Origin of the sequence: Lysinibacillus sp. A1 (assembly GCF_000801965.1) — a bacterium.
Lineage (GTDB): Bacteria > Bacillota > Bacilli > Bacillales_A > Planococcaceae > Lysinibacillus > Lysinibacillus fusiformis.
In genome coordinates this window covers 26766-52789 of sequence record NZ_JSZM01000033.1, presented here as the reverse complement: position 1 = coordinate 52789, position 26024 = coordinate 26766, and the positions used below count along the sequence as shown (strand labels likewise).

Genomic DNA, 26024 nt, shown 5'->3' with positions numbered 1-26024 from the left:
GTGGGTTTTGTCCCAGCCTCACTTTTGTTTAGAATTTTTGTATAAATAAGCTTCCATCAGATTGAATCTCAGCATAAAATACTTCTTCTATCTCTTTTATATGGACCCTGCTTAATTCATTTTTCAACCAATCTCTACTTTTACCAACTTCCAACAAATTTTTAGGTAATAATTTACCATCCGCAATTATTTCAATCGGTAAATAAGTCGGTGGCGAAGGATATATGTTTAAGTCACTTTTTTGTGTCCCTTGATATTCAGGCTTTTTGAGAATACTAAGTCTACCATCGGGTTCTAGTATGGCGAAATCAATTTCTGTTATTGAAAAGATTTGATTTTGCCTAATCAACATCGTTAGGTCATCGATATTCACACCTGTTCTTTTTAATGCTTTTCTGTCTATCTTTCCATGTTTTATAATAATTGTAGGTTGACCATCAAGGATTACTCTAATTTTCCCTGACTTAAGACTTATATAACTAATAATTATAGTAAGTAAACACCAAATTACTAGGCTAAGTAGATCCTTTGTGTAATCTTTTGTACTAAGAATAACCATATTTGCAGCCATGGACCCTATTGTTATTCCTGTTACATAATTAAAAAAAGTTAAATGACTTAATTGTTTTTTTCCTAAAAGACGTGTAAGAGCCAGAAGGACAAAAAAAGTTATAATTGTTTCAATAGCTATTTGTAAGTAGCCTATATCGTTCATTGTTTCACTCCTATCCATAATAGAATGGTCAACTTTTTGAGAAAATACACAAATAGCCCATGCTCAAAATTAATGCAGTGCCTGGGCTTTAATAATTTTCTACTTGTGCTTGAAGAGCACTATTAACATAGCGTAGTACAACGTCAATTTCTGCTGTAGATAAAGATCTTGATACGCCTTTGTAACACTGCGTCGTCATTAGCCATGTCCGTCCTTTTTAGGTAGGTGAATTGTTTCACAATGAAACTTTTACTCATTTGAAGCGTATTTAAGTAAATACATGTAAAATGGAAAATCCTGCTTTCGAAGTTAAAAGAAGGCTTATCTTTCAACCATCGGTGCAGAATAGTTCAACAAACATAATAATGCCGTGTTTGATTATGAAGGAGGGCGTAAAAATGGGTACTTTTTTCATCATACTTATGGTCTTGTTTATCATTATTGCAAATATGATTGCGTTTATAGCGTACAGAAAAAAGAATAATTTTTATTTTTCTGCGTTCATACTATTACTACTAGCAGTCTTCTTTGGTGCCATCGGTGGGTCTTTAGCGGTAATGGTTATTCGCGATCCTTTTGCGTTGTTTTATGGCATGCAAATAGGGTACTTTTTATTGATCAATAGTGTCATCGTTTTGATGGTCGCCATTTTTGCTACTGTCATTAAAAAATTTAATAGCAGTAAAATGTGATTTTACGCTTATTCCGTACATTTAAAAAGCCCATTCCCAATTGGTAACAGGCATTAGCATTTTTATCGCCATTAGAAGCACTCGTGGACGATATCATAACTTTTGCACTTTATAAAGAAGAGATTTATTTTCGTTCGTATAACTAAAGAAAAAGAAGCATTCCTTTGTCTGAAAGAAACACTCCTTTTGTAATCATACTATTTAATCAAAGTTCGGCATTGATTATCATCTCCATCGTGGTGCTCTTAAACCGTTAACAGTAAAAGTTGAGACCCACAAGCAAAACCCAATCAAGCTAACGATCGCAGTATATCATCGATTTTTTTGCTGTTGGAAATAATTCCATTATTCATCCATGTTAGAAAATCAACCTCGTAAACACGGTTGTTTCTAACAGCGGGCAAATCGCGCCACTCCGGCATCTCGAGCAGTTCCCTCTCCTTCCCTTCTTCTTGGCTATGCCATTTATCGAACGTAATGAACAGGTGATCTGCGGTTAGCATATGCAGATCTTTTACAGTGAGAGTGAACATACCCGGCCTATTCGCTTTTGAAGCTACACCAACTGCGGAGTGGGAGCGCAAACCAACATCGCCATAAAGAACTGTTGAAACAAAGGCTTGCCCTCCTTCCGTATATTGGATGATTTGGTCCGCCGAAATACGCAAAAAAGCAACACTCTGCCCTTTCATAAGATGACTCAGCGTTTGACTCGCACTCCTTGCTTTGAAATCATAATTTGTGATAGCTTCATTGGCCAACTCCTCCCGCCCGAAATAATCAGCGACGTTACGCAGCAATGTACGCCAATTATTGGTCTGCTCACGCAGGATGCACGTGTTGGAGATGCGTCGGCACTGGGCATATTGCTGTTGTTCGTAACGATCCACAAGCAATATCAAATCTGGCTTATAATAGGAAAGCTCTTCAAGATTGTCACTGTTCTCCTCAAATGTCGGAATTTCGTTTAAGCCTAGATAGTCTTGTTTTCCCCATTTCTCATGCCGATATTGAGCGATAGGCTCCATATCCAGCGCGACGATGAAATCCTCCAAATATGGCGCTACTATTCTAAGCTTTCCCTTGCGACTGCGACGGTATTGTCCAGGCGATATGCCTACCGTCTGCTTGAAACGACGGCTGAAATAATATTCATTGCTGAAGCCTGCGTTTAGCGCTATATCGAGCAACTTGTCATCGGCGCTCGCTAGCCACTTCTTGGCTTGATTGATCCGTACTTCATTCAAGTACTGGAGCGGTACTTGCCCAGTAGCTTCTTTGAACAAACGGGTATACTTCCAACGATCAATACCTGCAAGGGAGGCCAGCTCTTCCACGGTCAGCAGCTCACGGTAATATTGCTGAATGTGCCGTATACTGAGCTCTATCCCCTGATGCACGGTATCCGTTCCCTTCTCTTCAATTGCCGGTGCATTTTGGTGGAATAGAAAGAGCAGCAACTCTTGGAATTTCACAAATCGTTGGAACAGTTCGAGCTCGTCGCTCGCTCTGCGGAGTCCATATAACTCATTAAGGAGTTCCATTGTCTTTGCGAATGGTGAGCAGACAAGCTCTTGCTTATCCGGCAGTAAGCCCGAAGCTGCATCATAGCCACTCGTTTCAAAGCGCACCCGATAGTAACTGCAGTTCGAAATCTTTCGATCAATAGTGAAATATCTGCCAGGCCCCTGTAAATAACACTTTCCTTGTTCCGTGCCACTCATAATAAAGAGCAGTTCATAGCTTTCCTTATCGCTTCTATTGCTGCCATCCGAATCATTCATTTCGGCTTGGTCGCCTACAACGATGAAGCGGATGGATCGTAGTATATATTGGACTAATGGGACCATCTCGGCTTGTTTGCACTGTTCAATATCCATTGTAACTAACAACCGCCCTTTAATTGATATTCATTCTCAATGAATATAGTGTAAATCAAAAAGAGCCGCCCATCAACCTTAAACTGTACTTTTTTAAATTGAGAAAAAAGAGGTTGATGTACTAAAAAAGAGCAGGAAAAAAATGCAGTCCAAATATACAGGCTAGCGATTACATATATAAAAGAATGTAACTGTCATGTTATTAGGAAAGCTGAAAAACCTAGAGAAATTTATAAAGCAGCAGGTTTAGATGTAGAATGAAGTCGTTTAAAGCGTAATCAGGGGAAACGGTGGCGTACCACTTTTCGTATAGCTGAAGTTGAAAGTTTACAAGATATGCGAAAAACAAATACAAGACGTGCGTCAGAAGGTGAATTAAGAATAGATGGAAAAATAGTCAATGGAAGTTGAAAAGCTGCCGCAAAATGAAGACGGCAGCTTCAAAAAAAGTTTCTTAAAATTGTCCTTTATAAAGGGGACAGGTATATTTCCTAAAGATGACGATAAGGCATGCCTAGGAATGTAATCACCCTATTTCATATTAAGGAGCCAGTAATCGAAGTAAATCGTCCAGTTTCAACTCGTTAGCCGTAATGGCTCCCGTCTGCCAATAGGATCTCTCAACTGGATATACATGGCCGTTCTTAAATGCAGGAACGGTTTGCCATAACCTGTCTGCCTTCATTTCCTCAAGAGCTTTCGCGTTGCTCTCTTCCTCCCACGTCCCATTGGATGGAAGCAAAATAATATGGTCCGCGTCAAGCTCTGGAATGACCTCCTTCGACAAGACGATATTGCCCTCCGTCATTGCCTCGGCGAACCCCGGAGCCTTCAGTCCAAGATCCTCATACAAGATTTGTCCGACAAACGTGTTATGAATGCCGAAAATATTAATCGATTTGTCTACGACGTTCATTCGCAGAACAACAATCTTCTCATCGCCGATCGCTGCGTTCAGCTTCGTTTTCACATCCGCAATACGTGCATCGTAATCAGCAAGAACCTGCTTCGCCTTATCACTTAGACCAAGCAAATCGGCGATTAAGGTCAATGTTTTGCGCGTATCCACAAGTACGTCGTCCGGCAAGCGGAATGTCGGTGCAACCTTAGAATAGAGCTCGTATTGTTCGGCGTCTACCTCTCCAGCGCCGATAATCAGGTCTGGCTCGGATACAAGTAAAGCTTCAATATTCCCAGTCACGTCGAACAATGGCACATCCAGTTTCAAATAATCCTGTTTGCCCCACATCGGGTTATAATATTGCACAATGGGCGTTACCCCAAGTGCAACCAAATAATCTTCACGATAAAGCGCTGAGACTCGCTTCGGATTTATCGGAATCTCTACCTCTCCAAAGCCATCTGTTACGACGCGTGTTTCGGTCTGAGGCATGCCTTCGCTTGACACTGCCGTTGCATTTGCAGACTGATCGGTCGTCCCCACAGCTTGATCGCCTGTCGAGGCGCAACCTGACATCGTAATCATTCCTGCAGTTATAAGCGATATCCATCCTGTTTTCATAAGCATTAATCTTGCCATGATTAAATTCACTCCCGTAATTTATGTATAGTAGCAAAACAATTCGATCGTTTAGAATGATAATCATTATCGTTTAGCCTGTGTAGATAGTACCCCAAATTGGATGACATAATCAATACACATTCTCTACGACCGGCTTTATACAAACTCGCCACTTCCGTATAAGGTAAAACAATAAAACCTTCATGAACCAAACGGACGACATGACTTTTTCCGGTGGTTTGGACCTAAAAAAAGGATGCGAACACCTTATAGTAATCAAAGGGTGATTAAAAAAATACGCTAGTATATGTTCTCTCATCTATTTTCCTTATTTTTAATAAATAAAGAATGGCCAACTCCAAAGTCTATTTTTAGACATTAAACACCCTTTCACAGATCAATTATCTAAAGGGGTGTTTAGTCTTAGCTTTATCAGAGGTGGTCCTTATTTTTTTATGGAAAAATTTAAAGCTTGTGAAATTTTACTGATCGTAAATTTTCACAAGCTTTTTAATTTAGAGGTGGGTTTTCTCCAGCCTCTTTCTCTATTCTCTATGTTTATAACTATCATCTTTTTCCATTTCAGGATAAGGAAAAGTTGCTTTATCTTTCCGTTCAATTTTCCATAATCATAAACATGGACTTTTTCATCTTCAAAAATTACAGTCGCTTGCTACTTTATTCCACTCCCTATTTTAGAGTCTATCTTATAAACATCATCTTCACTATCAATTCTTTTATTTATTAAATATTCATGAGTATCTTTTTTGACTGCATATAGCTGATATTTTACATTTCCATAAGTCCCCACAAGATAAAGGAGTAGTGCCCCGACTATAACTGAAAATATTATTGCAAATTTTCTCACTAACGAAACCCATTTCATTTCTAATTATTCCCCATAAAAAATACTCCCCTTAGATAAACAGATTTTATTTTTTCATCTGTCTACCTAATAGGGAGCATATCAACGTGAGTGCCTGTTTTTCGTTTTTATATTGCATCAGTCACGGCTGGCCTCATAAATTTTTTGTGCCAACATATAGGGTCTTGAAAGTGTGTCCGTAAAGTGATCACCATCGCCTACTATCAGGCGGAATTGCCCTAGTCGGCTGGACATATTCGGATGCCAACCGTAACCCTCTCCTTGTGGCAAAGCGTTATCTTGATAGAAATAGACATAACTCTTAGGCGTTGGTAATGTGTAGAAAGCTTTAAGATTTAGTTTTTCGAAAAGAGGTTTAGCAGGTTCTGGAGTAACATTTAAATACATCTGTTTAGCTTCCTCTAAAGTAGCAGTATTGACAAAAGCATCCCGAAACAACGCAAATGGAAGCATGATTGTATCGTCCTTTGAGTTAGCTCTGAGTTGCTCAAACCCTTTCCTCATTTGTGGTGGAAATGCATCGGCAACCGATTCTCCATCTTTCAACACAAAGGCATCCCAGAAAACAAGACGCTTTATACGTTTTGGTACCTGTTCAGCAACTTTTTGAATGATTGTTCCCCCGAAACTGTGTCCTACAAGAACAAAGTCGTATAAGTTACATTCCAGAATAAAATCCACTATGGACTTAGTAATCATAGCATGTGTGACATTTTTATTCGGATCATTGCCGTGGCCTGCGTATTCTGGAGTATAGACAATATGCCCTCGACTGCGGAGTTCTGCTGCTACACCGTCCCAAAAATGAGCGTCAGCCCAAGAACCATGTACAAGTACAAAAGTAAGCCGTTGCTGTGGTGAAAATTGGTGCCTTTCAAATTCTAGAGCACTATTGTTCCATGAATAAGGGACGTAATGATAAACCCTAGGCATAAAACCATGTTGATAGGGAGATTGATGTATATCTTGATGATACGAAAACATGTACAAGACACCCTCTCAATTCGAAATATATAAACAACTTATGCCCATTGCGTTTGAGAGGTTCCCACACATAAACGTAAAAAAAGTAAGTTGCACAAAATTAGTAAATTACGAGTCTGACTAAAACGTATAACTTGATCAAACTCCTCTTGTTCATAACGATTACCCATCAGCGAATTTTCTATAAATTGAAAGTTTTCCTACAATACTTCAATGCTTTTTTAGATTTTTACACTTCTTTAATCGGAATAATTCACATGCTTAAACTAAATGATCACAGACCATTAATTCTACCACTTGGAATGATTTCCATAGCGCTTTCTCAAATTGTTCATTCAAACATCATTCATTCCAATAAATACAACCAGCAGACTTGGCCACTAGCTATTGTTTTTTTCTATTTTTTTACTTTTTTTCGTAACTAGGTTCAGAAGATTAAAAGACAAAGACGTAGATAGCGAAATTAAAGATGTTTTTAACAATATATACACTAAAATGTAAAATGCATAAAATTCTCCTCCATACAATTAGAGGCTTTTAAAAATAATTCCATTTATAGTAAATAATTAATCTATCATACTTAAAATGGATTATAATAGCAGTAGTAAATTGACATACTCTCACCCTCTTACTAAAAAATACGCTACTCGGTGTGTGAGTAGCGTTACTGACCAATATGAAATAATCTTGTAAGAGGTTAGCTCCTACTTGTTATTAAACTACCCGTAAGTTCAATTATATTTTTACAGAAGTTTTAAAATATATTTTGTAAACTCTTCAAATGATGATTTTTTTCCACGCTGGTTATACCACTTTCGAATCGTTTCGACTAACCAAAACGGCACTGAATTTCCATCTATTAAATGATAGTATTGCTCATATCCTTTTTTTAAATGCTCCCATCGATGATCATTACCTTGTAGTGTGTATTCAGAGACATCAATTATTTTTGCCCTTCCATTTTGTAGTAAAATATTTTTTAAATGTATATCACGAGGGTTAAGTCCCTTCTTCCGAACATATTCTCTTGCTTCCTCCACTTCATTTACAACCTGTTTTGGGATGTGAATACCTTGAAGAATGCAGTCAAAGAGCGTTTTTCCTTCTTCGTAGCTTAAAACCAGGTATTCATTGTATGCAGCAAAACATGTTGAAAAGTAAGGTGATTCTTCTAAAACTTGATAAACAGTTGCTTCAACTTTTACTTTGTGTACTTTGTCTTTGGCATATATTTTAAATGCATAAGCCGGCGCGGAAAGAGACTGAAAAACAGCTGCATCTGTACCAATACCTATACATTTCAAATCATTAGCCTCACCACATATGGTTACCGGCTCGTTATTTGGATTTGAGAAAACTTTTATTTTAGATAGAGAACCTATAGCTTTGTCCCAGTCGTTTTCCATATCATCTCTCCCATCATTTGCATTGAAGAAATTACACTATCTAATTACTTTAGTAGGGATTCGATATTGCTCTTAACAATATTTAGTTTATACATTGATCTTTATCTAGCAGCCATTAAAGATTAGGCTGTACTATCTTCCTGCTTTTTCACCACATTCTAAATGTCACACTTAAAACCCAATTTTCCTACATTTTCTCTTTAATTTTATAACGTTGGGAACTAATATTAGTTCCCATATACATTTCTCTTTATGTAATTTTACTGCTTCGTTAGCTGTAGAAGAACCAGTTCCCCTCTTCCCCTCCATCAGTAATATTTACCCTTAACCACCTTCATTAAAAACTTTCAAAGTGATTGGATGTAGCTTTACCTATACTCGTTAACCCAGTCCATTTAGCTAGTTGGAAAGCAATTGAACCTACTCCCCCAGCTACATATTATTAATATATTTTTATTCATATCTTCATTAAAAAACGATTGACATTTTTTCCTTTATCACTTCATAGGCAATGACCCAAAAGTAGTAGAGGATTACACCCAAACAATGAGAGAACAGTATTTCATGCATAAGAATTAGATGCGTGTACCTCATCTAATCTTAAGGATGTACTTAACATGAACTTAATTTAGTTTTCTGTTAAATTTTACTTAAAATTCATTAAAATCTAAGAAAATGTAAAAATGATAATTTCGGAGTAAAAAAACACCCATTTTGTAAACGAGTGTTTCGAGTCTTTTTTGATAACCACTTCGGTGGTGTGTTTTTTTCCCAGAGTTCAAATGATTTTGTATGGTGTAATTTTATAGAGATAGGTTGCTTTAGTCTCCAGGATTCTAGTGTATTACACTTTCATCCCTTAAACCCATTGCTCTAATCTGTTCAATTTTATAAAGCTCATTGGAGTTTTTATCAAGTGTTAGATAAACCTTTCTAGGAATGTAATTTCCAACTTATAAATTTTATAAACAGTTCGACTTTACCTCAAGACCAAATAAAACATAAAGGTTTGGTCTAAATGTATCTCTTTGTTGAATAATGTAAAAACAAGGAGCGTGATAAATTGGGTTTTGACAATTTCAATAAAAGTGAAAAGGAAACTACTTATAAAAGAATTAGCAGAATTCAAGATGATTGTGAGGAAAGTTGTAATAACAAAAATGTTCATCATGGAGTACAGGTACCACAACAAGTTGTTGGTACTGGACTTCCAGGTTTTGCTTATATTTATGATACAACTGCACAACCAGGTATACCAAATAATGGCCAAGTTACGTTCAATACAAATGGTAATATTACCCCTGCAGGATTTGTATCACATGTACCAGGAACAGCACCTATCATTATAAACCAAACGGGGACTTATCTTATTACCTACGAAGTGTTCGTTACAGGTGGTCCTTTTGCATTTGCCCTTTTCAACGGCGACAACCAAATAGCAGGTTCTAATTACGGAGGCAATGGTGGTTCCGACCCGCAAAATGGTCAAGTAATAACGACTTTAAATTCATCGGATGTTCTTACTTTGAGAAATATTCATCCAAACCCGACAGCTTTATTAAACACAATTATTGGGGGCACACCGGTTGTCAGCGCGTCTATTGTCATTTTAAGATTAGCTTAAGGATTTTATTGAGAGTATACTTTTGGATTTTGGCCTTTACTTTAAAAAGCCCATTACCAATTAGGGTAACGGGCCTTTATATCATTATCGAACAATACCTCTATCTTTTTCTTGCCGAATTCATATGCTTCTTTTACGGCAGTTATGTGAGTGTCTAATGTAACACCCCCAACCTTTATCACGTAGGGGAACCATATCACCTAGCTCGAGAGTAAGGAATACCTGATTGACCCTTTAGAAATTAATGATTTTTTAACAAGATATTGATTTAAGTAAAAGAGATGTGAATTTAGATTCTCTTTAGCTCATATGGGTTATTGTGTATAAATAAGTTCCATATCAAAAAGCTTTCCAATAGTACTTCAACATTTTCATTTAGTGTTTAGAATTTTTTATTTATGATTTTATTTATTTCTTTATGCTCGCAAAACCACATCAAGTTCTACCCTCTCAACCCGTAGTGTTTCGGCTGTTTGAGGCAGTTTACAGAGCATAAGAAAAAGCCTCCATACGAAAATGAAAGCTTAAATATTATTGTAAATTATCGAGAACTCACTTTTGACATCGTGGTAGAGCGTACAAAGTTAATTCGTAATTGTGTTTTAGATAAGTGCGTTTCCGTGCACTTTGTTGATGTAGTAAGTTGGTTTTAGTAAGGAGCTATACTTATCAATTGCTTGTTTTATTTTTTAACCATAAAAACCAGAGTTAATCCACAATTTTGAGGATCACTCTGGTTTTATATTTTGATTTCGAATCCATTTCTACATTTGCATATCTCTAAAATAGATAACTGATTAATAGCCCTACTGATAACAAAAAACAAAAAACTGTATTTGTCAATGCTGTTGATTTCATGGCAATACGCATATATTGGGGTTCTATTGCACCCTTTTGAAAACCCTTTATTGCTGTTATTGGCTTTTTCAAACCCATGAATAAAACTAAAGACCATGGGCTTATATATCCCATTAACACAATTAGTAAAATCCACAAATAGGAAAATACAAATGCTATCGCTAACAATTTAACTGCTTTCTCTCTACCAAGGAGGATAGGCAACGTTTTTCTTCCACCTTTAATATCTTCATCAATATCTCGAATATTATTGGACATGTTGATTGCCCCAACTAAAATCCCAATTGGAATGGATATCAATATACTTTCAACTGTTAAAGAACCTGTTTGAATAAAGAAAGCTATTAATACAAAACCTGTTCCCATTGACAATCCAGAAAACAACTCTCCAAGCGGTGTATACGCAATTGGTAATGGGCCGCCTGTGTATAAATAGCCAACTGCCATACCACATAAACCGATGACTGCTAACCACCAAGTACTATTCATACAAATATATACACCGATAAATGCTGCAACGATATACAATAGAATAGCCACAGTTAAGACGTTTTTGGGTTTTAATCCATGACGGACAATCCCGCCACCAATCCCAACAGAATCAGCAGTATCTAACCCGCGTTTAAAATCATAATACTCATTGAATAAATTTGTTGCAATTTGCAATGCTAAACACGAAATTATCATTCCGATAAATAGTAACCAATCAATCTTGGTTTCAAAAAGTGCTACAACTGTCCCCAATATAACAGGAGCAAACGTCGCTGTTAATGTATGTGGTCGAGTCATTGTCCACATTAACTTAGCTGAACTGATTTCTTTTTTACTTCCCATAAAGCATTCTATCTCCCTAGATTTTCTATACTAGAAGTATTAATTCTATTTATTTCATTTTTCCGTAATAAATTATATCATATCTATCAAAAATTTAACTATCCAGAGTTTTTAGTTGGATTACAAGGACCTATTAGGAAAAATTCTGTGATAAGGGATGTTATGCCCCCAACAACATTTGTTTAATTATATAGTCTCTTATGTAAATAATCCTCATGCTTGATAATCTCATTGCTTTCCGATCACGCGTATGCTATCACCATTTAAAAGCCTATTAAGTATCTCAATCTCTCTGTCTCCTTATACGAACTGAATACGTTTTTGTACTTCTGCAATTTTTTATTCATACTCCTTAATGCGATAATTTAGCGATAATACACACGCTATACTTCTATATAAACAGATCACTCGTTCCACAACTTGCCTTTGGTAATGTTGCCTCAATGCCATATATAGCCGTTTTAGATCCAATAAAGCTATTGTTTTCTGCCGTAATCAGTGAACGATTCAGCATTGTAACCATGATTTTAGGTTACTTTTTGGGGTACATACTTTCCCCTACTTCCCCCCTCCCTCTATTTTGTTAAAAACAAACAACTTAATGAACTACAGCCAACATTGATATATCAACGTTTTACAACAAAAAAACACCCGTTTTGTAAACGAGTGTTTCGAGTATTTTATGATAACCACTTCGGTGGTGTGTTTTTTTCCCAGTAAATATCGCCTAGGTTATAGTGTGCCATGAAGTCGTCCTCGACGCTGTGATAGTGGAAGTTGTAATAATAGCCTTCCTGCGGTCTTTTTTCCGTACGTACGTGGAAGCGGATGACATCTGATCCTGTGTCGTTGTTGATGACATTGAAAATTTTCTCACCATAATTACCACTTGGCTTTTCAGAGATGGTTAAAGATGCTAAGGATTGCTCGTCCAAACTAGCGACAGTCATGGCAATCGCCTCCTCCATTTTTGGGAAGATGATGTTGTCAAATTCATGGCTAATTTTAGGACCAATTTTAGTACCAAACTTTATGTATGATTGCTCTCTCGCTGCATCCATAAGCAAGGTATTATAATCAATTTCTTCCTCTTGGATATGAATCTGCTCGTCACTACTATAATCAGGCTCAGCAGCTAGAGCTGTGCTTGACCCCGATGCAGGACCGATAGATGCACGATTCGAAGGATTTTGATCAAATGCTTCCCATATTTCATGCGTTGGCGTAATTAAACCAAATGTTAAAAACGCAACCATTATGACAATACTTTTTTTAACCCACGTTTTCATTCAGTATCACCTACTCTTTATGTACAAATTGGTAATTCTCCTATTATTATATACGTTCTCGCCATTAAAAGGTTTCATATTTCTATAATTCATTGTACAATATTTATGAATAATGTGTCGGTTTTTTAAAGGAGGTACAAAGCATGAGCATCGCAATGGGTATTGGTCTTTTATTAATGTTAGGTTACTTATCATCTTTATGTTTCACGGACTAATTTTTTTATTTTGTAATAAGCACTTTATTAAGCCCTCAAAAGCCTGTTATATGCAGTCTTTTGGGGTTTTTTATTTTTCTTTACAATGCATATTAACGCAAAATAATGCAAAAAGTTGGGGCTAATATAATATTACTAATACTTGGCAGTGTGTTAAGCAAAATTTTTAATTTATTTAGTAATGAGTATTAACTATTGGTTAAATTAACTGTCCATCAACTTAACCAGAAAGACGCTACTCCAGAAATGTTAAAAGAAGCTGGTCTTGGAGACCGTTATGTAAATCATGATAAAGCATTATTTTATGAAAATGCCTCAGGGGTTCCTTTTACAGCGACCTATATACAGGCTAAAGGAGATCCGATAGCTGATTTGTATGAAGATATTGCTGCAGAAGAAAAGGCGCGTGCCACTTATCAATGGATTATCGATTTATCTGATGATACGGATTTAAATGATAACTTAAAGTTTTTACGTGAGCGAGAAGTTGTCCATTCTCAGCGTTTTAGAGAAGCTGTAGAAATTTTAAAAGATGGCAGAAATCAAAAGAAAATTTTCTAACAATATGTTAGACCACTTTTTTGGAGGTGGTCTCTTTTTAATTTTTGGGGCTTTTTAAGTCACTCAAAGTTTTTTATAAAAACTATTCATTTTTTGCTTCCTTTGAATAAGTGTATCCTCGGATGACTGACTCTGATTATAAAAATCAAAGCATAATAACTATCCTTTTGTGTAGAATTAATACATTGAAAAAAGCTGCAACGTCGTCGCACGTCACAGCTTAAAATGCGTTGTTTAATTATTCATATCTTTAAGGCCAGGGCTGTGTTCATTTGGCATCTCTGGCATAACTGGTACTGGAAATCCTTCAGGTGGTGGAGTCACATTTAAATCTCCACCATTTCTACTAGGTGTTTGTCCTTGGAAGATTTCACCGATTCGAGTTGGATCTAATCTAAAGTTAAACTGAGCATTATGATAGCCCATTTCAACGAACTTCCTACATTCAGGATATTTGTTGATATCGTAGTTTGGTACAGGGAATAGTTTTCCCCAATCTACTCCTAAAGTTTCCAATGCTTTGGCAAAAGCGTTCTGATGAGCATTGTCACGAACGATTAGAAAAGCAAGTGTTTCCCTAAATGTCTGATTAGAACTCATTTCATATATACGTGTTTTTTGAAGTACACCAGTTGACTCAAGAACTAAGTTATCTAATAAATCTGCAATGAGGTTTCCGTGAGCATACACCCAAGAGCCATTCCAAGGGTTACCTGCAGCATCGACAGGTAAAGATGATTGTGCCCCCACAATATAATGGTGTGGGTTTGCATGTCTAACGGCCTCGTCTAAAGGAGCTTGGTCCATACCGCTATTGCCTATGGCAGAAGATTCTCCAGAATCATTTAGTAATTGATTAATGACCGTTTAATCCAAACCTAAGGCGTTTTGTATAAATAGACTTGCTACAGGGCAGACTTTTTAAAGAAAATTTTGGAGGTGCGAATTACGTGTTTGAGAAAAAATTAGCACTTCATGAAACAATGGAATTTCATGAAGTCATTAACTTTATGACAACTAGTTTACTTAAATCGAAGCTGAGTCAAGGTGTGGTCTTTGATGATGATTTAAGAGCATTATTGGACAAGAATGTGAAATTATCTACCCCAGCACTCACTGCTATGGTTAAGTTATACTCTAAATCGGAATTAGAATATTAGGAGGGCAATTGTATGGAAGACTATTTAGATCCTATAAATTCAATTGGAATGCCTGAACTAACTGATTCCGGGATTGCTCTTGAGTTTTTACTAACAACCAAGACGGGTATTAGAAATCTTTCAATTGCCTTAACCGAAACAGCTTCTCCTGCACTTCGGAAAATCATGAGAACTCAGCTGGATGTGATGGTTGATTTATACTTTGAAATTTCTGAACTGATGCTAAAAAAAGAATGGTTAAAACCTTATGATTTAGAAGGTCAAAAAGAACTGGATATTAAATCTGCCGAAAATGCGATTAGTATTGCACAGTTGGATTTATTCCCTAAAAGCATGAATCGAAAAGGAATGTTCCCTACCCCACCGAAAAAATAAAAGAAAAAGAGGGATTTTATTAATGAAAGCTGTCACTTTTCAAGGCATAAAAAATGTCGAGGTTAAAGAAGTAAAAGATCCTAAAATAAAAAAAGTCGATGATATTATTGTTCGTTTAACCACTACTGCCATTTGCGGGTCAGACTTGCATTTGATCCATGGAATGATCCCGAATATTGGACAGGACTATGTGATTGGCCATGAACCGATGGGCATTGTAGAAGAAGTTGGCAAGGGTGTGACGAAGGTTAAAAAGGGTGACCGAGTTGTCATTCCTTTTAATATTGCTTGTGGGGAATGTTGGTATTGCAATCATGACCTGGAAAGTCAGTGTGATAATGCAAACGATAATGGCGAAATGGGTGCTTACTTTGGTTATTCAGATACAACAGGCGGTTTTCCTGGAGGACAGGCAGAGTATATGCGAGTTCCTTATGGCAATTTTATCCCCTTCAAAATTCCAGAGAAATCTGAAGTTCCCGATGAAAGTCTAGTTCTCCTTGCAGATGCTGCCTCTACTGCTTTCTGGAGTGTAGATAATGCTGGTGTAAAGAAAGGAGATACTGTTGTAATTCTTGGCTGCGGACCTGTTGGACTATTAGCACAAAAATTTGCTTGGTTGAAAGGAGCAGAAAGAGTAATCGCAGTTGACTACATCGGATATCGTCTTAAACATGCAAAGAAGACAAATAAAGTCGAAATTGTTAATTTTGAAGACCATGAAAATTGTGGTGAATATCTAAAAGAGATTACCAAGGGCGGTGCAGACGTGGTCATTGATTGTGTCGGGATGAGCGGAAAAATGACGCCACTCGAATTGCTTGCAAGTGGCGTAAAACTTCAAAGTGGTGCTATGGGAGCTATTGTCACAGCCAGTCAAGCTGTACGTAAAGGAGGAACTATCCAAATTACAGGTGTATATGGTGGTCGATACAACGCCTTCCCACTCGGAGATATTTTCCAGCGTAATGTAGCGATTCGTACTGGACAAGCTCCAGTTGTTCATATCATGCCTCATGTCTATAACTTAATCGCAGATGGTAAAGTGAACGCAGGTGATATCATTACACACGTCCTCCCTCTTGAAAAAGCAAAACATGGTTATGAAATATTCGATACCAAACAGGAAAACTGTATTAAAGTGGTTTTAAAACCCTAAATATAGTATTACGGTACTTTTGTCTCTCTATTGCAAAAGTACTTTCAATACTTTTCCATTTATTTAATGCTTCACGGACTAATTTAATCAATATGCATAATATAAACTGTTCTTATGTATAACGTCGTGTTATCAAGGTTTTAGCTTTTATTTTTGAATTTCTTTTATTGCAATATGATGTAAAATAACGCTCTCAATTGAGCAAATAGAAATATCCGGCGTGTATACAGGAACATATGAGTAATAAAGATTGGGGCTAACCGCTTCAATCTTTTTTATTTGGTAGCATAATAAAAGCATCTACTATAAATAACTGTAGATGCTTCGCTTCTATTTATCATTCATGCCATTCAGAGAATATTTACAGAATAGGTACAATTCCATTGCTACTATGTTACATATGAAGCGCCCTGTAAAAGAAAGCAATGAACTGTGCACGTGTTACTGGTTCATTCGGTCTGAAAATCCCATTATCCCCTAATGCAACACCATGATCTTCGAGTGTAGCAATATAATCATGAGCCCAATGTGTAGTAGAAACATCTTCGAAATGACTTGTTCCTTCTGGTGTCAATCCAAAGGCAAGCACTATTATTTTTGCCATTTGAGCTCGTGTTAATGATTCACTTGGATGGAAGGATCCATTTGATCCATCGATAATTTTTGCCTGCTGTAATTTCATAATTTCCTCATAGTACGGATGGCTTGGTGCAACATCATTAAATGGTATTGCCTCACGTCTAGGTACTAACTCAAATGCACGAGTGAATATGATTGCAACATGCTGACGTTGTATTGACTCATCTGGACGAAATGTACCGTCTGGATAACCATTGATAATGCCACGTGGTGCTATATATTCAATCATTTCCTTCGCCCAGTGTGTTGAAATATCACTAAACGTAATAGTTGGTATTGGCTGAACAGGGATTTCTGGATCTGTTGGTATTTCTGGCTTTACTGGAATCTCTGGTGTTAGTTTAGGAATAGGGTTAGGATTTGTTTCTGGTGTTGGAATATGGCCTCCACTGCCTCCTGATGAATTAATTTCAATCCACTTCGCATAGAGCGTTGTATTCCCTATTACCGTATCTTTTGTAAAATCCCATGAATTTTTAAGAGTAGCCTCTTTAAACCAGCCCCCAAATGTATAACCTAGTTTTGTTGGCGCAATTGGTTCTGTTGTTGTTCCGTTGTAGGATATATTCTGATCTGCTACAACACTGCCTCCATTTGATTCAAATGACAATGTATAAAGATTAACCTTCCACAAGGCATACAATGTGACATCCGACGCATTAATAATAAACTTGGTATTCACCATATAGTTTATCCCACTGCCATCTTCTTTTGTATTCCAACCATTGAACGTAAATCCAGTTTTCACTAGATTGCCAGTATTACCAGCTACTGTAACACTATGTCCATTCTCATAAGTTTGACTATTGACGGGTACTTGTCCTCCAGTAGCTCTGTTTCCGTCATATATTACTGTATATTTAATTGGAGCTGTCTTAACAATGCTGAAAGTCATGGTAATTGAGTTGCCTGCTAGATCTGTAACAACGAGCGTATACCACCCTTCTGTATCCACAGAGGTGCCACTTACAAATGAATGACCATTTAATGTTGCTGTTCCTTCGTTAAAGGTAATTGTTCTTTCCGTATTGTAGCTAGCTCCATTTACTACTCCGCTGACGATTGGAGCAGTTGTATCCAATACAATACTGTCTTGAATGACGCTAATATTGCCTGCTCGATCAATTAAACGAACATATACTGTTTTATTTCCGTCTCCATCTGGTAACGTAAAGCTCTTAGTGGAGCTAAAGGCTTCGTCAGGTGTCCAATTACTATTATTACTTGAATATTGCACTCCTACCACATCAGTGACGCCATTCCCTAAGGTTAAATTAAGCGTTACTTCACGATTCATTGTATGCGAGTTGCCATTATTAATAACTACGATACCTGAAGGCGCTACAGTATCTAGAGTTATGGTTCTTTGATATTCTGGTGATTCATTCCCCGCAGCGTCAACAAGCTTAAATGTCAATATTTTATCTTCGTTAACAGCTCCTATACTTAGCATAAAGCTTGGTACATAAGGGATTTGTGTAAATGGATTTCCATTAACCGAATATTGTATATACGTACTATCTTGTACACCCACATTTGGCGTTACTGAAACGGATATAGCTGCACTATTCGTATATTGGTTGCCTTGATTCACAATTACCGTTCCTGTTGGTGGAGTTTTATCTATTTGAAATTGGATCGTTTCTGATAGGCCGCCTGTTGTAACGGTTAGTGTATACGAGCCTTCAGCAGTAACTGGTGTTCCACTTGTAAATGGATGTCCATTTAACGTTGCTGTTCCGACATTAAATTGCGGTGTTACATTTGTGTTATATAGACCACCATCTACAACACCAGTTATTTCAATGTTAGCCATTTCAGAATACGTAATAATTAAATATGGACCCAGTCTGCCGTCATGTGCATGATTTTCAGTCATCTGTATAAAATGATCAGAATTTGGTATTCCTGCTTGAGTTGCTTCTTGAGCAGTCATTCCTGAAAGAATAAAGGTTGCTCTAGGATCAGCTTTCGTAAACTCCTCTGATATATAGCTAGTAAAATTAAATGGGGCTAGCGTAGGTTTGAGTATAGGGACACTATGGGCTAGCAATCTTGTTTGTATAGATCCTGAAGTAGGGGCTGGTGGTGACGACATCATCACAGCATCTTGAGTCCAGTTATGATTTGTGCTTGTAGACACTTTTAGATAAAAGTTAGTTGTTCCTTGAAAAGTACCACCTGTTACAGGAATATAAAGATTTGCAGTTTCAACCCTGTACCCTACAGGAATGGGTGGCAACTGAAACTTAAGTAATACTTGAGCCTCTAAAGGATTACCATATATCCCCTGATAGCCTACATCAAGATATCCTAAATTCCCATCCTCATAAACTAACTCAGCATTAATACCCTGGTAAATCATTGTTGTATCCTCAGATGCATAAATTGGTGTCGAAACCATATTTGCAAAAGCTATATCTTTGTTACTAAAAATAAAGATTAATCCCATACTAACTATCAAAGGCAGTAAACTTACAATCGAAGCTATTTTCTTTTTCATCATACATGCTTCCTTTCTCCTTAACTAAAATAACTACGGTAATAGTTCAATTTATATCGCCTTTTGTTGCTTCAACCACATTTTTCGCTTGGTGATTTCTTTAATCTCATTACATCCACAGTATTCAGATGATTTTCACTGAATATCTATTCCATTATAAAAAGGAATTTCAAATTAAAATACTGACAAATGTTAATAGTTCAGTATTAACATTTGTTTCTTATACATTTTTCAAATTATACACTCCACAATTCATAATAAACTTTCTTTGAAAACAGTAGTAGATTATAAAAAAAGCCTTACATTGTCCTGTAAGGCCCTTCTAATTGCCATATACTAAAAAGCTTTATGACAGACTAAACCCGCTAATCAAGGTGATAAATCAATGGCTATAGCTCAAAAAATATCAAACATGGTAGATCAGTTATTTATATTTTTCAACAAAGCCTATAAGCCAAAACATTCTAGTAATGAGCAAGAAAGCTATGTTGAGAAATATAAAAAGTGGGACTTAGCTGATTTATCGATGCTACCAGAACACTTAAAAATCACAACGATAAAGCAAACAAGTAAACGTGAACAATGTAATGCTTTTCATCACAACTAACTTGTGGATGATATAAATGAAATCGATAAAAAAACGCTGAAATATTAAAGACGTACCTTGTGCAATCTCAAAATTTAGCACGCTTAGTTTAAAATGGTTGTCTGTAAATATGATTTAAAATAGCTTCTATGTCGCTATGTTCGTATTTTCATCCCCGATTTCTCTTTAACTAGAACTTGTTCTAATTTTACCTAGCAATAGATTCTTCCTAAAAACAGCACCCCCAACTATTAGCGTATAACTAACAATTGGGGGCGCAGATTGATTCCCATATTCTCTTTCCTATTTACTTTGCACTTTATAAACTTTACTATCAGGCTGTCTGTTCATTGCCTGTTGTAAAAATTGCGTTGCGGTAAATAATTTGTCTTCATCAATAGATGTTTGAATGCCTAAACGATGTAGGAAATTCACTAAATCATTCGTTGATACATTGCCACTTGCACCAGGGGCATAAGGGCAACCACCCAATCCACCAATAGCACTGTCGTATTTTGTGATCCCCAGTTCAAGAGCAGTATATATATTGGCTAAAGCGCGGCCATACGTATCATGAAAATGAAGGGCAAACAGATTACTGTCGTATTGCGTGAGCAGCTCTGTTAAAATAGCCTTTACTTGTACAGGGTCTGCTACACCGATTGTATCGCCCAGCGAAATCTCAGCAACGCCCATTTCTATATAGGCATCAATTATTCTCTTGACGGTTTGAATTTTTACCTCGTCCCCAAACGGACTGCCAAATACAGTTGATATATAGCCTCTTAACGCTATACCTTCACGATTTGCTGCCTCAGCTACAGCCTTTAGGTTATGCAAAGATTGGTCGATGGAAGCATTCAAATTACTTTGATTATGCTCCTCAGAGGCAGAAATAAATAATGCAATTTCATCAACTTTTTGTTGAATGGCTCCTTCTATCCCTTTTAAGTTAGGGACAAGCGCTGCATACGTTATTTTTTCATTACGTGTGATTTGCTCAAACACTTCTTGATGATCGGCCAAGGCTGGTATCCATTTTGGGCTAACGAACGAGGATACTTCGATATGGCGAACACCCGTTTCACTGATTAAGTTAATCCATTGCACTTTCAAATCAGTAGGAATAAATAAATTCTCATTTTGTAAGCCGTCACGCGGACCCACTTCTCTTATTTCCACTTTTTTTGGTAAAGTCATAAAGATACACTTCCTTTAACTAAATGCCGAACAGTTGTAGCATAATCCAGCTTGATGCGTAGAATACCATGAATTGCACACCGGCACCTACACCTAAAATACGATTTAATAAACCACCAACCGTTGCGACTGTAAATGTTAGAACTACCCCTAACAATTGTGCCTCATTATAGGCAAGCAAAAAAGCTAATCCTATGAACATGGCTACGATTGCTTCCTGACTAATATATTTTAATACTAATACAGACGCTTTACGTGCATAATTCATCGCAAACGGATAAGCAATTAAAGCCGCCACACTAATACCGATTAACCCAAAAATGAAAAAGTCCCATGATGACATTAACGTGTGTAGGTTGTTTACCGGATCCACAGTAAAAATCGGTGGTGCATTAAATAAAGGTGATGCTGGTCCAAGTGCTACTGGGCTTAACGGAATACCGAATGCAATTAATGGAATAATCGCTTCAGCGATATATGTCGATTCCGTTACTCCATTCATGACAGTAAGACTGGTTGTTGATTTTTTATAGGCACCTTTTGTGCGAGAGCCTACAATTTCTCCCATTAAAGACGTCATCCCTACAGGACTAAAGACAAATGTTAAGGAAGAAAGAAACGTTGTAATGCTCGTGAAAATTGTCTGCCTTTTCGATAAAATTTTAAATGGATTCGGAAAATAGCCTTTCCATGATTTCGTTTCAGGTGCAAGATTATATTGATTTTGCTTACTGCGCGTTAAATCATTTTTAGCAACAGGAGATGCGGCCATTAAAATATTACAAAACATTGGCCCAATGGCAATTCCTAAAAAGAATGTAATACTTAAATGTTTATCAAGCATTGCAAAGCTAACGCTATCTAAAGCCTTAATGAAAAACGCAAATGGAATAATGATTAAAAGACTTGCCCATTTCCCTTTTGAAAAGAACGCGATTAAAATAGCGGCAAGTGTAAAAATAATGCCTGACGAAGATTTAAAGAAGTCGGCAAATTGACCTAAAAACTGACCTAATAGGACGGCAGTTGGTAAGGCGATAAAGGCACCGATGACACCACCTGAAATCATTTTACGTAGTGCAACATGCGGCATGCCTAATCTACGTAATGTATTTGCGTGGTCGATTAACGGTACAGCCGTTGTGTCACCAGGAATACCTAATAACGCAGTGGGTACAGCATGTGTTAAATGCTTAGCCAACACCCCCGCCATAAAAAATGCGAACACACCTTCAGGAGGCGCTCCTAGTAAAATAACTAGCAATGTAATGGGTACCATAATTGCAGTTTCATCTGTACCTGAGATAAGACCAATGACAGTGAAAATAGCTGCACCTAGAAGAGCAAATAGCAGAGCGATTAAATAAATACTCATTTTTTATCCGCTCCCTTCAAGCCTTGTAAGCTAGAAAGAATACCAAATTCCTCGAGCTCTTTTTTTGTCACAGGGTCTTCCTCAATTAAGCGTATTTCCTCATCGATATCAATTTGTAAATCTTCAAACGCTTCCTTTAAAGAATGACTAGATGTTTCATCCTCTACTAAAATACGCTTTGGTTTAAATAGGATGGTATTGATAACGACAACTATCAGAATACCTGCAATTCCTGTTAATAGTGAATAGGAATTAATCATTTGAGGGTCTGCAAACTTCGGAAATACCCACTGGCCTAATTGATAGCCCAAAAAGCTTGCTGCAACGCTTAAGATAATTGAAATGATTAACTGATTACCAGAAACCGTGTCACCTAGAATTTCGATAAACTTTTTTTCATCTACATTTTTTTGCTCATTATATGGAGTATTCGCCAAGTTATTCACCTCGCAGAGAATTTGTAATCTCTAAAACACGATCATAACGGAAATCTTTCTCTTCAACAGCCTGCTGCACAACACGGTCAATAATATCCCCGGTTGCTCCAGCCATTACAGCCAAGTTTTTGGCATGCAGACGCATATGACCAGATTGAATACCTTCTGCTGAAAGCGCTCGTAAGCTGGCTAGGTTTTCTACTAATCCTACCGCGGCAATATAGCTGGCTAGTTCCTCTGCAGATTGCACATCCATAATTTTTAGCGCGGCTTTTGCAACAGGATGAGTCTTTGTAGCCCCTCCCACAATACCAACAGCTAACGGTAATTCCAATGTGCCAACAAGATTGCCTTTTTTATTCAGCTCCCAAGTTGTTAAAGAACGATATCTGCCAGAACGGGCAGCATAGGCATGAGCGCCTGCCTCAACAGCACGTGTATCGTTACCCGATGCTAATACTGCTGCAGTAATACCATTCATAACTCCTTTATTATGGGTAGCAGCACGGTACGGATCAGAATCTGCAAATTCGTAAGCACTTACAATATTTTTCGCAATCTCTATCCCCCCGAGCATTTCTGTTGAGAATTCACCACGGGCACGAACAATACGCTTATCTGCTAAATTTGAAATTATTCGGAGCACAACTCGTCCATTTGTAATCCGTTCGATTAATGGTGACACAGATTCTGCCATCGTATTTACAGCATTTGCCCCCATCGCATCCTTCGTATCTACGATCAAATGCACAACAACCATTGTTTCTTTTGCTGTGTCGATTAAGTGCACTTCTATATCCTTTACTCCGCCGCCTAGCTTTACTAACGTCGGATCTTTTGCATTACAGTGTTCGATGATTTCATCTTTATGTTCAAAAATTTTCGCCCTTGCTGCATGAGGGTCATCAATATTTAATACTTGAATCTGTCCACGCATAACTGTTCCTGAACTGGAAGTAAAAATTCCGCCTAGCTCATATGCGGCACGTGCAGCATTACTAGCTGCAGCAATGACAGACGGTTCTTCCGTAGCCATTGGAATAAATACCTCTTTCCCATTTACTTTAAAATTGGCTGCTACCCCTAAAGGAATTGAAATGTGGCCAATAACATTTTCAACCATTGCATCTGCAAGCTCTAATGAAATTCCACTGTTTAAAGCTTCAACTTCCTCGTTTGTTAACTTTGATTTTTCAGCGATTAACTTAATTCGCTCTTCCACTGAAAGTAAATAAAATCCTTTAATTCGTGAAGTCATCCCCATACCCCCAAAAATATAAAAAAGTGTAATACAATTCAACTAAGTTGAATAGCATTACACCAATTGTAAATTGTCTGAATAGTATTGTAAACAAGAAAATTGTATTTTCGATTATATTTACGTTTAAAAGATAGATTTAATCCTCTACATAAATTGTCAATACTTTTGAGTTTTCCGCAGAGTTATTAATAAAGATATGTTCTTTTTTTCCTGAAAAATACGCCGAGTCACCTTCTTCTAATTGGTAAAACTTATTATCGTATTTCAAGATGATACTACCCGAAATGATATAAATGAATTCATCATTATCATGTGTATAAAGGGCTAAATTTTCTGCCCCATTATGTACAGTGACAATTGAAGGATTGATATTGCTCATATAGCTCTTATTCGCTAACAGCTCGTATTGATAACCAAGCTGATTCGTTTCAACCGTCTCATTGCGCTCTTTTTTCGAAACAATAGAAATGCCATCAAATTGATCCTGAATAACAAACCAAGCCATAGGCACATCAAATATTTCCGCAATTTTGGACAATGTCACCAGGCTCGGTGTCGCTTTGCCATTTTCTATTTTAGATATATGACTTTTCGTTAAATTGATCTGCGAAGCTAAATCATCCTGAGACATTTTATTTTTCTTTCGCATCTGCTTTATTTTTACTCCCACTTCTAGTAAGTTCATAAATTCCAGTCCCTTCGATCAGTTAGGCTTTTTACATAACTATACTATATTTTTAAATGTAGGATAGAAAATACGGAAAGTAGCTATTTAAGGTCTTGAAATGATGAGGGTGTGTAATGCTGCTCACTACACACCCTTTACTATGTTTTATGAAATAAGATTTATTAGCAGTCTTTCCGCCCTGTTTTGTGAATCGGCTAAACAACGTAAAAGTTTGTCAAAAGAACCCAAAAAGAGTGGCGTCATAGCCATGATGAAATATCAGCAATTTTCCTATCTATTAGGCATCTTTACCAAGTACCTCCGCCAAAAGCGGGATTGAGGAAGAGGAGCCTTTTCTAGATACTGCAAGGGAAGCAGCTTTTGAGGCTATATTTAGTGCGGATTTAATGTCTGCTTTCTGAGAAATCATACTAAGGAAATAGCCTAAAAAAGTATCCCCTGCTGCGGTCGTGTCTTTCACTTTGACTTTATAGATTTCTTGCTTGTGTTCTTGAATTTTGTCTCTATATACGACGCCATTTGTACCTAAGGTCAGCACAATCTTTAAATTACTATTGTTTGATAGTAAATGATCGAGTATTTTGTTAGGTGAGGTTTCTCCACTAATGGCCTGTCCCTCGATTTCATTTAGTAGTAAAAAATCAATTTTCGAAAGGTCTAAATCCTTCATCGTATCACTTATTGGAGAAGGATTTAACGCAATGGTTAAACCCTTCCTATATGCCGCATTAATTAGATCATCTAGACCGTTTATTTCGTTTTGTAGAACGAGGAAATCATCCGCATTGAAGTCCTCTAGTACTTGCTCAATTTGTTCGGCCGTTATTTCTTTATTCGCTCCACCATAAAGGAAAATACAATTTTCACCTGTGGGCGTCACTTGAATAATGGCATGCCCTGTAATCAAACCGTCCTCAACTATTCCATCAACATTAATTCCTTCTACGGCTAATGTTTGCTTGAGGAATAGACCATCTTTGCCAATCTTACCTGCATGAAACACTTGAGCGCCCGATTTTGAAAGGGCAATGGATTGATTTAATCCTTTTCCACCTGGATATTGTTCAAAGCTGTCCGAAGATAATGTTTCTCCTTCTTTCACAAAGTGAGGTAATGTATAGACCTTATCAATATTTAATGATCCGAAATTTAAAAATTTCATCTACCCTCCCCCT

21 protein-coding genes and 2 pseudogenes are annotated in these 26024 nt (G+C 37.1%); 7 read left to right on the top strand and 16 right to left on the bottom strand.

Translation table 11 applies throughout. The annotated features are described in order from the left end of the window. Positions 1-28: 28 nt before the first annotated feature. Complete coding sequence (locus tag PI85_RS20765) at positions 29-715, bottom strand: DUF421 domain-containing protein (protein ID WP_144422591.1); 687 nt, start codon at positions 713-715, stop codon at positions 29-31. A gap of 398 nt (positions 716-1113) precedes the next feature. On the opposite strand from PI85_RS20765, the gene PI85_RS20760 reads away from it, so the two are divergent. Then, the gene (locus tag PI85_RS20760) at positions 1114-1407 is read left to right on the top strand and encodes a hypothetical protein (RefSeq protein ID WP_036125522.1); all 294 of its coding nucleotides are present in this window, start codon (positions 1114-1116) and stop codon (positions 1405-1407) included. A gap of 290 nt (positions 1408-1697) precedes the next feature. Here PI85_RS20760 and PI85_RS20755 read toward each other — a convergent pair whose 3' ends face one another. From PI85_RS20755 to PI85_RS20735, 4 genes are all read right to left on the bottom strand, one after another. Then, positions 1698-3287, bottom strand: a complete 1590-nt coding sequence (locus PI85_RS20755) for an AraC family transcriptional regulator (RefSeq protein WP_036125520.1) — start codon at positions 3285-3287, stop codon at positions 1698-1700. 541 nt (positions 3288-3828) lie between these two features. Then, positions 3829-4827: an ABC transporter substrate-binding protein gene (locus PI85_RS20750; RefSeq protein ID WP_036125518.1), complete on the bottom strand. Its 999-nt coding sequence runs from the start codon at positions 4825-4827 to the stop codon at positions 3829-3831. Positions 4828-5812: 985 nt separating this feature from the next. Then, positions 5813-6679 (bottom strand): alpha/beta fold hydrolase, encoded by an 867-nt coding sequence (locus PI85_RS20740; protein ID WP_036125514.1) that lies wholly within the window; start codon positions 6677-6679, stop codon positions 5813-5815. 743 nt (positions 6680-7422) lie between these two features. After that, complete coding sequence (locus PI85_RS20735) at positions 7423-8085, bottom strand: serine/threonine protein kinase (protein WP_036125513.1); 663 nt, start codon at positions 8083-8085, stop codon at positions 7423-7425. A gap of 1063 nt (positions 8086-9148) precedes the next feature. Here PI85_RS20735 and PI85_RS20730 point away from each other — a divergent pair. Beyond that, on the top strand, positions 9149-9709 hold the full coding sequence (locus tag PI85_RS20730; protein ID WP_052323578.1) for a hypothetical protein: 561 nt from the start codon (positions 9149-9151) through the stop codon (positions 9707-9709). A gap of 780 nt (positions 9710-10489) precedes the next feature. On the opposite strand, the gene PI85_RS20725 is transcribed toward PI85_RS20730, so the two are convergent. From PI85_RS20725 to PI85_RS20715, 3 genes are all read right to left on the bottom strand, one after another. After that, the gene (locus PI85_RS20725; protein ID WP_036125510.1) at positions 10490-11401 is read right to left on the bottom strand and encodes a 1,4-dihydroxy-2-naphthoate polyprenyltransferase; all 912 of its coding nucleotides are present in this window, start codon (positions 11399-11401) and stop codon (positions 10490-10492) included. Positions 11402-11792: 391 nt separating this feature from the next. Continuing rightward, positions 11793-11924 (bottom strand): hypothetical protein, encoded by a 132-nt coding sequence (locus PI85_RS25120; protein WP_255350113.1) that lies wholly within the window; start codon positions 11922-11924, stop codon positions 11793-11795. A gap of 157 nt (positions 11925-12081) precedes the next feature. Continuing rightward, a complete protein-coding gene (locus PI85_RS20715; RefSeq protein ID WP_036125508.1) occupies positions 12082-12690 on the bottom strand; it encodes a YpjP family protein in 609 nt (202 codons plus the stop codon). Between the two features lie 443 nt (positions 12691-13133). Here PI85_RS20715 and PI85_RS20710 point away from each other — a divergent pair. Further along, positions 13134-13466, top strand: a pseudogene (locus tag PI85_RS20710) (manganese catalase family protein); the annotation flags it as partial. Between the two features lie 234 nt (positions 13467-13700). Here PI85_RS20710 and PI85_RS20705 read toward each other — a convergent pair. After that, positions 13701-14327: pseudogene (locus tag PI85_RS20705) on the bottom strand (manganese catalase family protein); the annotation flags it as partial. 89 nt (positions 14328-14416) lie between these two features. Here PI85_RS20705 and PI85_RS20700 point away from each other — a divergent pair. Genes PI85_RS20700 through PI85_RS20690 form a run of 3 tightly spaced genes read left to right on the top strand, consistent with a single transcriptional unit; the run spans position 14417 to position 16160 of the window. Then, positions 14417-14626 (top strand): hypothetical protein, encoded by a 210-nt coding sequence (locus PI85_RS20700; protein ID WP_016993944.1) that lies wholly within the window; start codon positions 14417-14419, stop codon positions 14624-14626. A 12-nt stretch (positions 14627-14638) separates the two neighbouring features. Then, entirely contained in the window at positions 14639-15001 is a 363-nt protein-coding gene (locus PI85_RS20695) for a spore coat protein (protein WP_036125507.1), read from the top strand. A 22-nt stretch (positions 15002-15023) separates the two neighbouring features. Beyond that, positions 15024-16160, top strand: coding sequence for a zinc-dependent alcohol dehydrogenase (locus tag PI85_RS20690; protein ID WP_036125505.1), 1137 nt, complete (start codon positions 15024-15026; stop codon positions 16158-16160). Between the two features lie 394 nt (positions 16161-16554). Here the strand turns inward: PI85_RS20690 and PI85_RS24060 are convergent, their stop codons facing one another. Further along, a complete protein-coding gene (locus PI85_RS24060; protein WP_082011610.1) occupies positions 16555-19305 on the bottom strand; it encodes an S-layer homology domain-containing protein in 2751 nt (916 codons plus the stop codon). Positions 19306-19687: 382 nt separating this feature from the next. Here PI85_RS24060 and PI85_RS24530 point away from each other — a divergent pair, with 382 nt between their 5' ends. Then, positions 19688-19909 (top strand): hypothetical protein, encoded by a 222-nt coding sequence (locus PI85_RS24530; RefSeq protein ID WP_036125504.1) that lies wholly within the window; start codon positions 19688-19690, stop codon positions 19907-19909. A gap of 282 nt (positions 19910-20191) precedes the next feature. Here the strand turns inward: PI85_RS24530 and PI85_RS20675 are convergent, their stop codons facing one another. The 6 genes from PI85_RS20675 to PI85_RS20650 form a co-directional block, all read right to left on the bottom strand. Then, positions 20192-21088, bottom strand: coding sequence for a hydroxymethylglutaryl-CoA lyase (locus PI85_RS20675; protein ID WP_036125502.1), 897 nt, complete (start codon positions 21086-21088; stop codon positions 20192-20194). 19 nt (positions 21089-21107) lie between these two features. Further along, positions 21108-22463 (bottom strand): tripartite tricarboxylate transporter permease, encoded by a 1356-nt coding sequence (locus tag PI85_RS20670; RefSeq protein WP_036125501.1) that lies wholly within the window; start codon positions 22461-22463, stop codon positions 21108-21110. Continuing rightward, complete coding sequence (locus PI85_RS20665; RefSeq protein ID WP_230584788.1) at positions 22460-22909, bottom strand: hypothetical protein; 450 nt, start codon at positions 22907-22909, stop codon at positions 22460-22462. Before PI85_RS20665 ends, PI85_RS20670 begins: the two co-directional genes overlap by 4 nt. Beyond that, the gene (locus tag PI85_RS20660) at positions 22902-24158 is read right to left on the bottom strand and encodes a hydroxymethylglutaryl-CoA reductase, degradative (RefSeq protein ID WP_036125499.1); all 1257 of its coding nucleotides are present in this window, start codon (positions 24156-24158) and stop codon (positions 22902-22904) included. The genes PI85_RS20665 and PI85_RS20660 overlap by 8 nt, the downstream gene beginning before the upstream one ends. Positions 24159-24297: 139 nt before the next feature. Continuing rightward, positions 24298-24846, bottom strand: a complete 549-nt coding sequence (locus tag PI85_RS20655) for a helix-turn-helix domain-containing protein (RefSeq protein WP_025117096.1) — start codon at positions 24844-24846, stop codon at positions 24298-24300. Positions 24847-25126: 280 nt separating this feature from the next. Further along, the gene (locus tag PI85_RS20650; protein WP_036125497.1) at positions 25127-26011 is read right to left on the bottom strand and encodes a ribokinase; all 885 of its coding nucleotides are present in this window, start codon (positions 26009-26011) and stop codon (positions 25127-25129) included. Positions 26012-26024: the final 13 nt, after the last annotated feature.